The organism is Burkholderia sp. DN3021, from assembly GCF_049805555.1.
GTDB classification, from domain to species: Bacteria; Pseudomonadota; Gammaproteobacteria; order Burkholderiales; family Burkholderiaceae; genus Burkholderia; species Burkholderia pyrrocinia_C.
This window is the reverse complement of record NZ_JBNCAB010000051.1, coordinates 40,462-52,307: the sequence shown is the minus strand read 5'-3', so window position 1 is coordinate 52,307 and position 11,846 is coordinate 40,462. Positions and strand designations below refer to the sequence as shown.

At 67.9% G+C, this 11,846-nt stretch carries 12 protein-coding genes and 1 riboswitch; of the genes, 5 read left to right on the top strand and 7 right to left on the bottom strand.

All coding sequences use genetic code 11. From position 1 onward, the window contains the following. Window positions 1-2,134, top strand: a 2,134-nt coding sequence (locus tag ACPUER_RS23525) for an AAA family ATPase (RefSeq protein WP_425132254.1), incomplete at its 5' end; no start/stop codon positions are given. Continuing rightward, complete coding sequence (gene arfB / locus ACPUER_RS23520; RefSeq protein ID WP_072435927.1) at window positions 2,131-2,535, top strand: alternative ribosome rescue aminoacyl-tRNA hydrolase ArfB; 405 nt, start codon at window positions 2,131-2,133, stop codon at window positions 2,533-2,535. The genes ACPUER_RS23525 and arfB, both read left to right, overlap by 4 nt. Window positions 2,536-2,605: 70 nt before the next feature. Here arfB and ACPUER_RS23515 read toward each other — a convergent pair whose 3' ends face one another. The 5 genes from ACPUER_RS23515 to thiC all read right to left on the bottom strand — a co-directional run bounded on the left by ACPUER_RS23515 (window position 2,606) and on the right by thiC (window position 8,317). Beyond that, window positions 2,606-3,886: a sensor domain-containing phosphodiesterase gene (locus tag ACPUER_RS23515; protein WP_175962380.1), complete on the bottom strand. Its 1,281-nt coding sequence runs from the start codon at window positions 3,884-3,886 to the stop codon at window positions 2,606-2,608. 481 nt (window positions 3,887-4,367) lie between these two features. After that, window positions 4,368-5,294, bottom strand: coding sequence for a DMT family transporter (locus ACPUER_RS23510; RefSeq protein WP_034183177.1), 927 nt, complete (start codon window positions 5,292-5,294; stop codon window positions 4,368-4,370). A 149-nt stretch (window positions 5,295-5,443) separates the two neighbouring features. Continuing rightward, a complete protein-coding gene (locus tag ACPUER_RS23505; RefSeq protein WP_175962381.1) occupies window positions 5,444-5,707 on the bottom strand; it encodes a hypothetical protein in 264 nt (87 codons plus the stop codon). Window positions 5,708-5,913: 206 nt separating this feature from the next. Further along, complete coding sequence (locus ACPUER_RS23500; protein WP_034183179.1) at window positions 5,914-6,126, bottom strand: glycine zipper 2TM domain-containing protein; 213 nt, start codon at window positions 6,124-6,126, stop codon at window positions 5,914-5,916. A 259-nt stretch (window positions 6,127-6,385) separates the two neighbouring features. Then, the gene (thiC, locus tag ACPUER_RS23495) at window positions 6,386-8,317 is read right to left on the bottom strand and encodes a phosphomethylpyrimidine synthase ThiC (protein ID WP_072435924.1); all 1,932 of its coding nucleotides are present in this window, start codon (window positions 8,315-8,317) and stop codon (window positions 6,386-6,388) included. A gap of 124 nt (window positions 8,318-8,441) precedes the next feature. After that, a riboswitch (TPP riboswitch) is annotated at window positions 8,442-8,558 on the bottom strand. A gap of 270 nt (window positions 8,559-8,828) precedes the next feature. Between thiC and ACPUER_RS23490 the strand changes: the two genes are divergently transcribed. The 3 genes from ACPUER_RS23490 to ACPUER_RS23480 all read left to right on the top strand — a co-directional run bounded on the left by ACPUER_RS23490 (window position 8,829) and on the right by ACPUER_RS23480 (window position 10,703). Beyond that, window positions 8,829-9,098 carry a pentapeptide MXKDX repeat protein gene (locus ACPUER_RS23490; RefSeq protein ID WP_072435923.1) on the top strand — a complete coding sequence of 90 codons (270 nt, stop codon included), beginning with the start codon at window positions 8,829-8,831 and terminating at the stop codon, window positions 9,096-9,098. Between the two features lie 154 nt (window positions 9,099-9,252). Further along, entirely contained in the window at window positions 9,253-9,885 is a 633-nt protein-coding gene (locus ACPUER_RS23485) for a cytochrome b/b6 domain-containing protein (protein ID WP_034183182.1), read from the top strand. Window positions 9,886-9,914: 29 nt separating this feature from the next. Further along, window positions 9,915-10,703: a molybdopterin-dependent oxidoreductase gene (locus ACPUER_RS23480; RefSeq protein ID WP_425132253.1), complete on the top strand. Its 789-nt coding sequence runs from the start codon at window positions 9,915-9,917 to the stop codon at window positions 10,701-10,703. A 72-nt stretch (window positions 10,704-10,775) separates the two neighbouring features. Here the strand turns inward: ACPUER_RS23480 and ACPUER_RS23475 are convergent, their stop codons facing one another. Both ACPUER_RS23475 and ACPUER_RS23470 read right to left on the bottom strand, forming a co-directional pair. Further along, window positions 10,776-11,057 carry an XRE family transcriptional regulator gene (locus ACPUER_RS23475; protein ID WP_310135058.1) on the bottom strand — a complete coding sequence of 94 codons (282 nt, stop codon included), beginning with the start codon at window positions 11,055-11,057 and terminating at the stop codon, window positions 10,776-10,778. Beyond that, window positions 11,054-11,407, bottom strand: a complete 354-nt coding sequence (locus tag ACPUER_RS23470) for a type II toxin-antitoxin system RelE/ParE family toxin (RefSeq protein WP_310135183.1) — start codon at window positions 11,405-11,407, stop codon at window positions 11,054-11,056. The genes ACPUER_RS23475 and ACPUER_RS23470 overlap by 4 nt, the downstream gene beginning before the upstream one ends. Window positions 11,408-11,846: the final 439 nt, after the last annotated feature.

Genomic DNA, 11,846 nt, shown 5'->3' with positions numbered 1-11,846 from the left:
GTTCGCGACGAGCCGCGCGACCGCGGGCGGCCACGTATGCGTCGCGCTCGGCGCGCTCGCGCAGCGCTACGAAGAGCCGCTCGACGACATCCGCGCGGCGCTCGCCGCGAGCGGCGTGGTCGCGTTCGGCACGCTCGCGCGCGGCGACGAGCGGCCGCTGATCGTCGATCGGCACGACCACCTGTACCTGTCGCGCTATTTCGATTACGAACGGCGGCTGGCCGATGCGCTGGTTGCGCAGGCCGGCGTCGCGGTGCCGGACGACGGGCTGTCGCCCGAACGGTTGCGCGACAACCTCGCGCGTTACTTCGGGCCCGCGACCGGCGAAGTCGACTGGCAGCGCGTCGCGGCGATCGTCGCGCTGACGGGCCGCGTAACGATCGTCAGCGGCGGCCCCGGCACCGGCAAGACGACGACCGTCGTCGGCGTGCTGGCCTGTCTGCTCGATGCGCACCCGGGGCTGCGCATCGCGCTGGCCGCACCGACCGGCAAGGCCGCGCAGCGGATGCAGGAAGCGCTGCATGCGCGGGCCGGCGACCTGCCGCCCGAGCTCGCGGCGCGCCTGCCCGACACGTCGTACACGCTGCATCGCCTGCTGGGCGGCGGCGGGGCGGCCGGCTTCCGGCACCATCGCGACAATCCGCTGCCGTACGACCTGATCGTCGTCGACGAGGCGTCGATGATCGACGTCGCGCTTGCCGCGCACCTGCTCGACGCGCTCGCGCCGGGCGCGCGGCTCGTGCTGCTCGGCGACAAGGATCAACTGGCCGCGGTCGAGGCGGGCGCCGTGTTCGCGGAGCTGAGCGCGCGGCCGGCGTTTACCGCCGCGGCGCGCACGCGCATCGCGCAGGCGCTCGGTATCGACGAGGCGGCGTTCGTCGCGGCGTTGCCGGTGCCGGACGAAGCGGCGGCGACTGTGCCTGCTGCGAATCCGGTTTCCGCTGCTACACAGGCCCCGGCCCAGGCTTCCGCTTCGGTATCCGCCGCTGCTTCACGAAAACGCGCGTCGCGTCCGCGCGCCGATGCGCGACAGGCGTCGCTGTTCGACGACGAACCGCAGGACGACGCGGCTGCCGCGGCCGACGTCGCGCCATCTCCGTCCGCCGGTCCGGCATTGACCGATGCCGGCGATATCGGCGATGCGGGCAACGCCCCCGCATGGATCGAGGTCGACGAACTCGCGTGGCTCGATGCCGTCGAGCTGCCGCCGTTCGACGCAGGCGACGCGGCGCTTGCGTCGGTCACGTCGACATTGCCCGGCGTAGCCGCTGCGTCGCCCGCCACGTCCGCACCGGCGCCGCTCGCCGACTGCGTCGTGTGGCTCGAACGCAATTACCGCTTCGGCCTCGATTCGCCGATCGGGCGGCTGTCGCTCGCGATCCGCCGCGGCGACGTGCAGGCCGCGCTTGATGCGCTGCCCGCGGACGACGCGGCCGCCGCGTCGTTCCACGACGATGCGGGCGAGTCGCTCGCGTCGTCGACGGTCGAGCGGCTCGCACGGCGATTCGGCGCCTACCTCGATGCATTGCGCGACGCGCTGGCCGCGCCGGTGCCCGATCCGCTGCCGCTGTTCGACGCGCTCAACCGGTTCCGGATCCTGTGCGCAACCCGCAGCGGCTTGCGCGGCGCGGAGCACGTCAACGCGCTCGTGGCCGCGCACGTGCGGCATGCGGCGCGCGTGCCGCTCGCGGTCGGTGCGCACTGGTTCACCGGGCGGCCGATCATGGTGACGCGCAACGACTATGCGCTCGGGCTGTTCAACGGCGACATCGGCATCGCGCTGCCCGATGCGCACGGTGTGCTGCGCGTGTGGTTCAGGCGCGCGGACGGCACCGCGCGCGCGGTGTCGCCGGCCGCGCTGCCGCCGCACGAAACCGCGTTCGCGCTGACGGTCCACAAATCGCAGGGCTCGGAATTCGACGAAGCCGCGCTCGTGCTGCCGGCATCGTTCGGCCGCGTGCTCACGCGCGAGCTCGTTTATACCGCCGTCACGCGGGCACGCACGCGCGTGCAGGTGATCGGGCCGCGGCGCGTGCTGGCGCAGGCGGTCGCGACGCGCACGCAGCGCGATTCGGGGCTCGCGGCCCGCGTCGACGAGGCACTCGCACGGCGCCGCATGGAGGCTTCGCGATGATGATCCGCTATACGCTCGATCCGGCCGAAGTCGAGTGGACGGCCGTGCGCGCGCAGGGCGCGGGCGGGCAGAACGTGAACAAGGTATCGAGCGCGATCCACCTGCGTTTCGACATCCGCGCATCGTCGCTGCCGCCCGTCATCAAGGAGCGGCTGCTCGCGCTGTCCGACCAGCGCATCACGCGCGACGGCATCGTCGTGATCAAGTCGCAGGAATACCGCACGCAGGAGAAGAACCGCGAAGCCGCGCTCGCGCGGCTCGATACGCTGATCGCCGGCGTCGCGTTCACGCCGCGTGCGCGGGTCGCGACCCGGCCGACGCGCGCGTCGAAGGAGCGGCGGCTCGAGCACAAGTCGCGCCGCAGCGCGGTGAAGTCGGGCAGGGGGAAGGTGGTCGACTGACGAATGGATGGCCGGAGGGCCGCACGCTCGACGGGCATCGCGGGCGAACGCCCGCCGCCGCGCCGGCTGGCTAGCGCATCACGGTTCCCGCGCTGTCGAGCACGAAGTCGACGCAGAACACGACGAGCCGGCTCTGCGCGCGGATCGCGACGGCGGCCGTATAGCAGTCGCGGCCTTCCGTCAGCGAGAAGTGCGGGCCCATCAGTGCGACGCGCCCGGGCGCGGCGATCGCGCGCTGGAAGTACGGGCGCCGCGACCAGTTGCTGTGGGTTTCCGGGAACAGCGGCGACAGGCGGGTGGCGCTCGCGTGGCCGTCGTCGGGGGGCGCGCCGATCGACGGCAGGAACTGCTCGCCGATCTCGTCGGTGACGAACACGCGGCGCGCGGCGGGCACCGCGAACACGCGTTGCGCGGCATCCTGCAGGTTGCCGCTCGCGGAAAACGCGGCCGCGCCGGTGAGCACGAGCCGCTCGATCGCGTCGAAGCCCGGCTGCTCGGCGACGGCCGGCGTGTGCCGGCGCGCGATGAAGCGCTGCCACGCGGCGTCGAGCATCGCGGGCGCCGCTGCGCTCGCGTGCGCGATCGATGTGTCGGGCTGGCCGAACTGGAAGCCCTGCACGAAATCGATGTCGGCCTCCATCAGCGCCTGCAGCGCGTCGTCGCTTTCGACGCCCTCGGCAAGCACCATCGCGCCGGCCTGGTGCAGCATCGACACGAGGTGATGCATGATGCGGCGGTCGTCGGCCGACCCGGTCGAGCGCTCGACGAGCGAGCGATCGAGCTTGACGATGTCGGGCCGCGCGCGCCACACGCGGTCGAAATTCGAGAATCCCGTGCCAAAATCGTCGATCGCGATCAGGAAGTCGCGATGCTGGATCATGTCGATCGTGCGGGCGAGCGCGGCTTCGTCGCGCGACGGCTGTTCGACGACTTCCAGCACGACGCGGTTCGGCGGCAACCCGAAATGCCGGCACAGCGCCTCGACGAACTCGCGCTGTACGAGGCCCGAATCGAGCACGCGCGGCGTCACGTTCAGGAACAGCCAGCCGTCGCCGATGCCCTGCGCGACGAAATTGGCCGTGTGCAGGCAGCGCGCGAGCCGGTCGAGCAGCAGCGCATCGGCATCTGTGCGCGTCTTGTCGAGGAGGGCGGTGGGCGAGACCAGCGCGCCGTTCGCGTCGACGACGCGCAGCAGCGCCTCGTAGCCGACGACGCGCTTGTGCGTGATCGACAGCACGGGCTGGAATACGCTGCGCAGCGTCGTGGTGCGATAGGTGGCGAGCCAGCCGCCGGGCGTCAGCGTGAGGCGTTCGAGCAAGGAGTCGAGCGATAGGTCGTGGGCGGACTTCATGTCAACGGTGCCCAGGGGCAAGCGGCGGGGCGGCAGCGCGTTGCCACACTGGAGCAGTCGCACGCGCAGGCGGACGCGAAAGAACGTGGGGCATCGTGACCGCCTTCTGCGGATGAGTGTTCCGAGTGTAACGGGAATGCGGCGCCGCGCGTATCAGGGAAACTCCACACGCACGCGGTACGCGGCCGCGGCCATGGCGGCGCGCAGCGATGACCGGCGCCGCCCGAGTGAGCGCAGTGCATCACCGCCACGAAGCGAAGGGCGCCGCGCAAGCACATGACAATCCGGTGGCATGGGGCGATGGCATGACCGTGCGTCGTGGCCGCATGGCGTGCGTGGCGGCGCGGGAAAACCCGCGGCGGACAGCCCCGCGCGCGGGCGGGCGTCGCCGTCGGATGAATGCCGGCGCGCCGGGGGAACCGGTTGCGCTCGGCCGTCGGCGGTCACCGCACGACGGTCGGCAGCGCGTGCGCGTTGATTCTCAGGTCGCTTCGCCGCTACGCGGCCCCAGACCGGGAATCCGCTTGATCACGCCGGTCGCGAGCGCGGTGCCGACGAGCACGATCGCGCAGCCTTCGATCATCACGGCCGACACGTGTTCGTCGAGGAACAGCGCGCCCCACAGCAGGCCGAATACCGGGATCACGAACGTCACGGTAATCGCGCGGGCGGGGCCGACATGCGCGATCAGGTAGAAGAAGATGAAATACGCGATGCCCGTGCATGCGATGCCGAGGCCGAGCACGGCGCCCCATGCGTGCGCGCCGACCGACGCGGCCGGCCAGGTGGCGATCGCGAACGGCAGCAGCAGGACGGTCGAGCCGATCATGCTGCCGGTCGCGTTGACGAGCGGGTCGACGCCGCTGAGCTTGCGCTTCGTGTAATTGGCCGCGATGCCGTACAGCAGCGTCGCGCCGAGCGCCGCGGCGGCGGCAAGCGCCGTTGTGCCGGCGCCCGTGTCGCCGTGCGCATTCGCGATCTGGTTCCACACGAGCGTGATCACGCCGGCAAAACCGATCACGAGGCCGAGCGCGCGCGGCAGCGACAGTTTGTCCTTCAGCCACAGGTAGGCCACGAGCGCGCCCCACAGCGGCGTCGTCGCGTTGATCACCGACGTCAGGCCGGCCGACAGCGTCAGTTCGGCGAACGCGAACAGGCAGAACGGTATGCCCGAGTTCAGCGCGCCGACGACGAACAATGGCCATGCATGACGGCGCAGCCGCGCGCCGAGATCGGCGGGTTTGAAGCGCGTCAGCGCAAAGCCGGTGAGAAACAGCGCACCGATGCCCACGCGCAGTGCCATCAGCGGCGCGACGCCGAAATCGATCACGCCGATCCGGATGAACAGGAACGACGCGCCCCACAGGGCAGCGAGCACGGTCAGCAGAATGGCGTTCTTGGGCGACATCGATCGGGAGGGAGAGGGACGGAATGCGGAGGATCTTACACCGCGTTACCACGCCGTCGTTTCACGATTCGATGAAACGACAAGAAACGGCAAGAAACGGGAATGCCGCCGGTTGCGGGCGGAGGGTCGGCTGCCGGCGGTATTGCCGATCAGTGATGGCGCCAGCCGCCGCCGCGTCCGCCGAAACCGAAATTGAGCGACAGCGCCGGTCCCCAATAGCCGCCCCACGCCGGGCCGTAAGCGGGCGCGTACGCAGGCGCCGGATAGTAGTAGGCGGGGCCCGGCTCGACGTACACGGGCGCCGGCTGCACCGGTGCCGCCGTGTAATAGCCGCCAGGATAATAGCCGTACGGGTAGTAGCAGCCGGCGAGCGTCGTGCAGGCGAGCGCCGCGGCGACGAGGGTCCTGTTCATGATGTCTCTCCGGCGGAGCCGGCAATCGGCAGATGCTTAAGCTTAGGCCGCGCGCCGATGACACGGTGTGCAAAACGGTAACGGATCATTTCCGGATCGCTGCTGCCCGTGTTGCGGCGCCACATGCGAAAACGGCGCTTCCGCACTGCGGAAACGCCGTCTGATTGAAATGTTGCGCCGCGTCTGGCAGACCGCGTCTAGCCGTTTTACTTGCCGATCTGGTTGCCGATGATGCCGCCAGCCGCCGCGCCGCCCAGCGTCGACAGCGCGTTGCCGCCGATCGCCGCGCCGGCGACGCCGCCGACACCCGCACCGATTGCCGTGTCGCGCTGGCGTCTCGTCATCGAATCGCAGGCCGACAGGCTTGTCACCGTCGCGACGAGGAGCGCGCATACCCCAATACGCCGAATCGATTTCATGATCGTTGTCCTGTGGTTGTGAACGGAGGACGCGCGACCGGCGGGCGGCCACGCATGTTTCCAATCTACGCGCCGTCCCGCGCCGCTGCTGTAAGGACTTGTTAAGCCTCGCGCGGTTTCGTAATCATTTGTTTCTCCGTGCGCCGGCAGGCACGCGACATGCGCAGAGCACGCGACATGCGTAAAAAAGCCCGCTCGAAAGCGGGCTTCGTGCATCGCGATGCGTTTCCGGTTCGGATCGCCGCGTTCGCTCGTTCGCTTATTGACGGTGATAGATCTCGGCGCCGGTCTTGACGAACTCGACCGCCTTCACTTCCATCCCCTTCTTCAGCGCTTCGGTTTCCGACACGCCCTGCTGCGCGGCAAATTCGCGCACGTCCTGCGTGATCTTCATCGAGCAGAAGTGCGGGCCGCACATCGAGCAGAAGTGCGCGACCTTCGCCGAATCCTTCGGCAGCGTTTCGTCGTGGAATTCGCGCGCCTTGTCCGGATCGAGACCGATGTTGAACTGGTCTTCCCAGCGGAATTCGAAGCGCGCCTTCGACAGCGCGTTGTCGCGCACCTGTGCGCCCGGGTGACCCTTGGCGAGGTCGGCGGCGTGCGCGGCGAGCTTGTACGTGATGATGCCTTCCTTCACGTCGTCCTTGTTCGGCAGGCCGAGGTGCTCCTTCGGCGTCACGTAGCACAGCATCGCGGTGCCGAACCAGCCGATCATCGCGGCGCCGATGCCCGATGTGATGTGGTCGTAGCCCGGTGCGATGTCGGTGGTGAGCGGCCCGAGCGTGTAGAACGGCGCTTCCTTGCACCAGTCGAGCTGGAGATCCATGTTCTCCTTGATCAGCTGCATCGGCACGTGGCCGGGGCCTTCGATCATCACCTGCACGTCGTGCTTCCACGCGATCTGCGTGAGTTCGCCGAGCGTCTTCAGCTCGCCGAGCTGCGCTTCGTCGTTCGCGTCGTAAATCGAGCCGGGACGCAGGCCGTCGCCGAGCGAGAAGCTCACGTCGTACGCCTTCATGATCTCGCAGATCTCTTCGAAGTGTTCGTACAGGAAGCTTTCCTTGTGATGCGCGAGGCACCACTTCGCCATGATCGAGCCGCCGCGCGACACGATGCCGGTCATCCGGTTCGCGGTGAGCGGCACGTACTGCAGGCGCACGCCCGCGTGGATCGTGAAGTAGTCGACGCCTTGCTCGGCCTGTTCGATCAGCGTGTCGCGGAAGATTTCCCAGGTCAGGTCCTCGGCCTTGCCGTTGACCTTTTCGAGCGCCTGGTAGATCGGCACCGTGCCGATCGGCACCGGGCTGTTGCGGATGATCCACTCGCGCGTTTCATGGATGTGCTTGCCGGTCGACAGGTCCATCACCGTGTCGCCGCCCCAGCGGATCGCCCACGTCATCTTGTCGACTTCCTCGCCGATCGACGACGTGACGGCCGAGTTGCCGATGTTCGCGTTGATCTTCACGAGGAAGTTGCGGCCGATGATCATCGGCTCCGATTCCGGATGGTTGATGTTCGCGGGGATGATCGCGCGGCCGCGCGCGATTTCGTCGCGCACGAATTCGGGCGTGATCTCGGCCAGCGCATTCGCGCCGAATGCGGCAGCGCCGAACGCCTGGCCCGGATGCTGGCGCCCCATCATCGCGGCGAGCTTCGCGCCGTTCGGGCCGCTCGACTTCAGGCTCTCGATGTACTCGGCGCGACGCTGGTTCTCGCGGATCGCGATGTATTCCATTTCCGGCGTGATGATGCCCTGACGCGCGTAGTGCATCTGCGTGACGTTCTTGCCGGCCTGCGCGCGGCGCGGGTTGCGGTGCAGGCCCGGGAAACGCAGGTCGGCGGTGGCCGGATCGGCCGCGCGCTCGAGGCCGTATCGGCTCGACAGGCCGGGGAGCACTTCGGTGTCGCCGCGCGCTTCGATCCAGCGCTGGCGCAGCGCGGGCAGGCCCGCGCGGATGTCGATCTTGGCTTCCGGATCGGTGTAGGGGCCCGACGTGTCGTACACGTAGATCGGCGGATTCTTTTCGCCGCCGAAACCGGTCGGCGTGTCGGCCTGCGTGATTTCGCGCATCGGTACGCGGATGTCGGGCTGCGAGCCGGTCACATAGACTTTCCGCGAATTCGGCAGCGGCGCGACGGCAGCGGCATCGACGTGGGCGTCGGCGGACAGAAACTTCGGATTGGCGTTCATGCGATCTCCTGTGTGAGCGCCGGACAGGCGCTTCGGCGCTTGCCCGGAGCCCTTGGCGAATGTGGGGCTCGAGCTAAGCAGGAGACGAGGCTTGGTGAGGCGGCGGATTTCGTCAGAAGGATGGCGGCGGAATCCGTACGCTTCCCTGCGCTGGCATTATCCAGATCAGGTTCAAAGGGTATTTCTCACCCGCAATGCCGGTTTGTTGACCGGGCGCATTGCAGGACCCCCGCGTTAGCAGCGCACACGATACACTGGCTTTGCGGCGGTTTCAACCGGTGGCAGATCGGTTGCCGCGGTGCAGTTGCAGCATTGCGGGCGGCGCGCCTGCCGCGCAAGCCGCGATGCATGACACCGCCGCACGGCCCTGCAGCCCGGCTGACAACGACGGCGCGGTGCAGCATTGCGGCACTTTTGGCAGCCCCTGAAAAAATATTTTCGAAACGACTGTCATTTCCCGCGACGTCCTCCGTCTATTCGGCTCCTCAAACCCATGTTTCGGAGAGATGTCATGAAAAAAGTACTGATCGCAGCCTGTGTCGCCGGTTTCGCCATGGTCGCAACGGGCGCGTATGCGCAGAACGACGCGATGTCGAAGGAAGGTTCGTCGATGTCGAAGGACGCGATGGGCCACGACGCGATGGCGAAGGACGACGCGATGGCCAAGGACGGCGCGATGAAGAAGGGCGCCATGAAGAAGCACGCGATGAAGAAGGACGCGATGTCGCACGACTCGATGGGCAAGCCGAAGTCGGACGACAAGATGGCCCCGTCGAACTGACGGAAACGGACGGAGCGCGGCCGACGCGCGTGTCGCCGCTGCGTGCCGGGACGGCACGCGGGGCACGCGCCACGCCGCGCGTCAGCGCATGCGTTGCGTGGCCGGTCTCCGGCCCCGTCTCGCGCTCCGTCGCCTCATTCCGGGAGTTTTCATCATGCAAACCGTTCCCGCCACCGGGCGCGCGGCCGCCACGCCCCCCGCACGTCCGATCCATCCGCTGTGGGTGCGCGCGAGCCACTGGCTCAACGCGCTCGCGGCGGTGCTGATGGCGCTCTCCGGCTGGCGCATCTACGACGCGTCGCCGATCTATCCGCCGTTCACGTTTCCTCACGGCATCACGATCGGCGGTTGGCTCGGTGGTGCGCTGCAATGGCATTTCGCGGCGATGTGGCTGCTGGTCGGCAACGGGCTGTTCTACCTCGCGATGTCGCTTGCGACCGGGCGCCTTGTGCGCAAGATGCTGCCCGTCACGCCGGCGTCCGTGTGGCGCGACGTACGCGCCGCGCTCGGCGGGCGGTTGTCGCACGCCGACCTGAGCGTCTACAACGCGGTGCAGCGCGCGGCGTACCTGACCGCGATCGTCGATCTCGTCGTGCTGGTGCTGTCGGGGCTCGCGATCTGGAAGTCCGTGCAGTTCCCACTGTTGCGCGAGCTGTTCGGCGGTTACGACAACGCGCGCGTCGTGCATTTCTGGGCGATGTCGCTGCTCGTCGCATTTTTTGTCGTACACGTCGCAATGGCGCTGCTGGTGCCGCGCTCGCTGCTCGCGATGCTGCGCGGCCGCTGACCCGCGAGCCGCGGGCGAAGGAAATCATCATGTCGGAATCCGAAAACAGGCGCGGCCAGCCGCGCTGGACCCTCGACCGGAAGTCGCTCGAACTCGACGTGCGCCGCGAGCTCGAGATGCCGTCGCGGCGGCTTTTCAACCGGCGCGTGCTGACGCTCGGCGGGCTGACGATGCTGACCGGCTGCACGCTGCAGGACGATGCGTCGGTCAACACGTTCCTCGAGAAAGTGTCGCGCATGAACGATCGCGTGCAGGCCTGGCTGTTCAGCCCCGACCGGCTCGCGCCGACCTACACCGAAGCCGACATCACGCGGCCGTTCCCGTTCAACGCGTACTACGGGATCGACGACGTGCCGCACGTCGATGCGTCGACGTATCGGCTCGTGCTGTCCGGCCGCGTGACGGGCAAGCGCGTGTGGACGCTCGACGAGCTGTATGCGCTGCCGCACGCGGAGCAGATCACGCGGCATATCTGCGTGGAAGGGTGGAGCGCGATCGGCCGCTGGGGCGGCACGCCGTTCGGCGCGTTCCTCGCGCGCGCCGGCGCCGACACGCGCGCGAAATACGTCGGCTTCAAGTGCGCGGACGACTACTACGAGAGCATCGACATGCCGACCGCGCTGCATCCGCAGACGCTGCTCGCGTTCGACTACGATGGCCGCCGGCTGCCGCCGGAATTCGGTTTTCCGATGAAGCTGCGGATGCCGACCAAGCTCGGCTACAAGAACCCGAAGCACATCATGGAAATCTTCGTGACCGATACGTTTCCGGGCGGCTACTGGGTCGATCAGGGGTACAACTGGTTCGGCGGGTCGTAAGCGGCGCATGGCCGGCCATCGCTGTGCATGCGCGTGCCGCGCTGCATCGCGCGTCATGCGCCATGCGTCGCGTCATGCGGATTCGCGCACCTGGAGATCGACGCGCAGGCCGACTGCCGCGGCCATGTTCACGAGCGCATCGAGCCCGAACAGGTTGATCTTGCCGCGCAGCAGGTCGGAGACGCGCGGCTGCGTGACGCCCAGCCGTTGCGCAGCCTGGGTCTGACTGAGCTCGAGCTGCGCGATGCGCTGCTTGAGCGCGATCATCAGTTCGGAGCGCAGCTTCATGTTCTCGGCCTCGGCCGGCTGGCCCTCGATTGCGTCCCAGACGTTCGTGTAACGTTCATTGGTCATCGTTTCAACTCCATCATCAACGTGCGATAACGCCGGGCGGCCAGGTCGATATCGGTTTTGTTCGTGCGTGCCGATTGCTTCCGGAAGCAGTGCAGCACGTAGACGGCATCGGCGAAGGTCGCGACATAGACGATCCGGAACGCGCCGCTCGCATCGCGCAGGCGAATTTCCCGCACGCCGACGCCGACGGTGCGCATCGGCTTCCAGTCGTCGGGCGCCAGGCCTCGCTGCACCTGGTCGATCTGGTGGCCGGCGTCGCGTCGCGCAGGCAGCGGAAAGCCGCGAAGATCGTCGAGCGCGCTGCCGACGAACACGACCGGCTTCGGCGGAAGAATGGTTGAATTATACAAAATTTTATATGGATGGTGCGGGTTTCGAATGGAGGCTGCGCAGGGCATGCCGACCGTCACGATAAGCGCGAAGCGAGGGCCGGCGCGCATGATTAGCCGTTCGGCCGACCTTTGGTTCACCGTTATGGATTGCGATGGATTGCGTGCAGCATCGACGCCGGCAACGCGCATCCGGCCCCGGATTTCACCCGCCCGCCGGCCGGGAAATGTCGCGCCGAAACGTCAGTCCATATCCTTTCAGACAGGTCTGACGATGCTTTCGAATCCTTGATGCCATAATCCCGAGCGTGCGCAGCCGAAACGGTTGCGCGCGTTTTTTTTGCCCCTTTGCCGCCGCTTGCCGGTTCTCTTTCGTCGCCGTTCGCACTGCCATGTCGTTCCGCATGTTTGCTCTGCCTTCCCGGTCCCGCCAGGACCGTTTGCCGGCATTGCCGGCGTC

Bases quoted from the DNA above. Each gene is read 5' to 3' on its own strand.
- arfB (WP_072435927.1), top strand. From the start codon at position 2,131: ATGATGATCCGCTATACGCTCGATCCGGCCGAAGTCGAGTGGACGGCC.
- ACPUER_RS23515 (WP_175962380.1), bottom strand. From the start codon at position 3,886: ATGAAGTCCGCCCACGACCTATCGCTCGACTCCTTGCTCGAACGCCTC.
- ACPUER_RS23510 (WP_034183177.1), bottom strand. From the start codon at position 5,294: ATGTCGCCCAAGAACGCCATTCTGCTGACCGTGCTCGCTGCCCTGTGG.
- ACPUER_RS23505 (WP_175962381.1), bottom strand. From the start codon at position 5,707: ATGAACAGGACCCTCGTCGCCGCGGCGCTCGCCTGCACGACGCTCGCC.
- ACPUER_RS23500 (WP_034183179.1), bottom strand. From the start codon at position 6,126: ATGAAATCGATTCGGCGTATTGGGGTATGCGCGCTCCTCGTCGCGACG.
- thiC (WP_072435924.1), bottom strand. From the start codon at position 8,317: ATGAACGCCAATCCGAAGTTTCTGTCCGCCGACGCCCACGTCGATGCC.
- ACPUER_RS23490 (WP_072435923.1), top strand. From the start codon at position 8,829: ATGAAAAAAGTACTGATCGCAGCCTGTGTCGCCGGTTTCGCCATGGTC.
- ACPUER_RS23485 (WP_034183182.1), top strand. From the start codon at position 9,253: ATGCAAACCGTTCCCGCCACCGGGCGCGCGGCCGCCACGCCCCCCGCA.
- ACPUER_RS23480 (WP_425132253.1), top strand. From the start codon at position 9,915: ATGTCGGAATCCGAAAACAGGCGCGGCCAGCCGCGCTGGACCCTCGAC.
- ACPUER_RS23475 (WP_310135058.1), bottom strand. From the start codon at position 11,057: ATGACCAATGAACGTTACACGAACGTCTGGGACGCAATCGAGGGCCAG.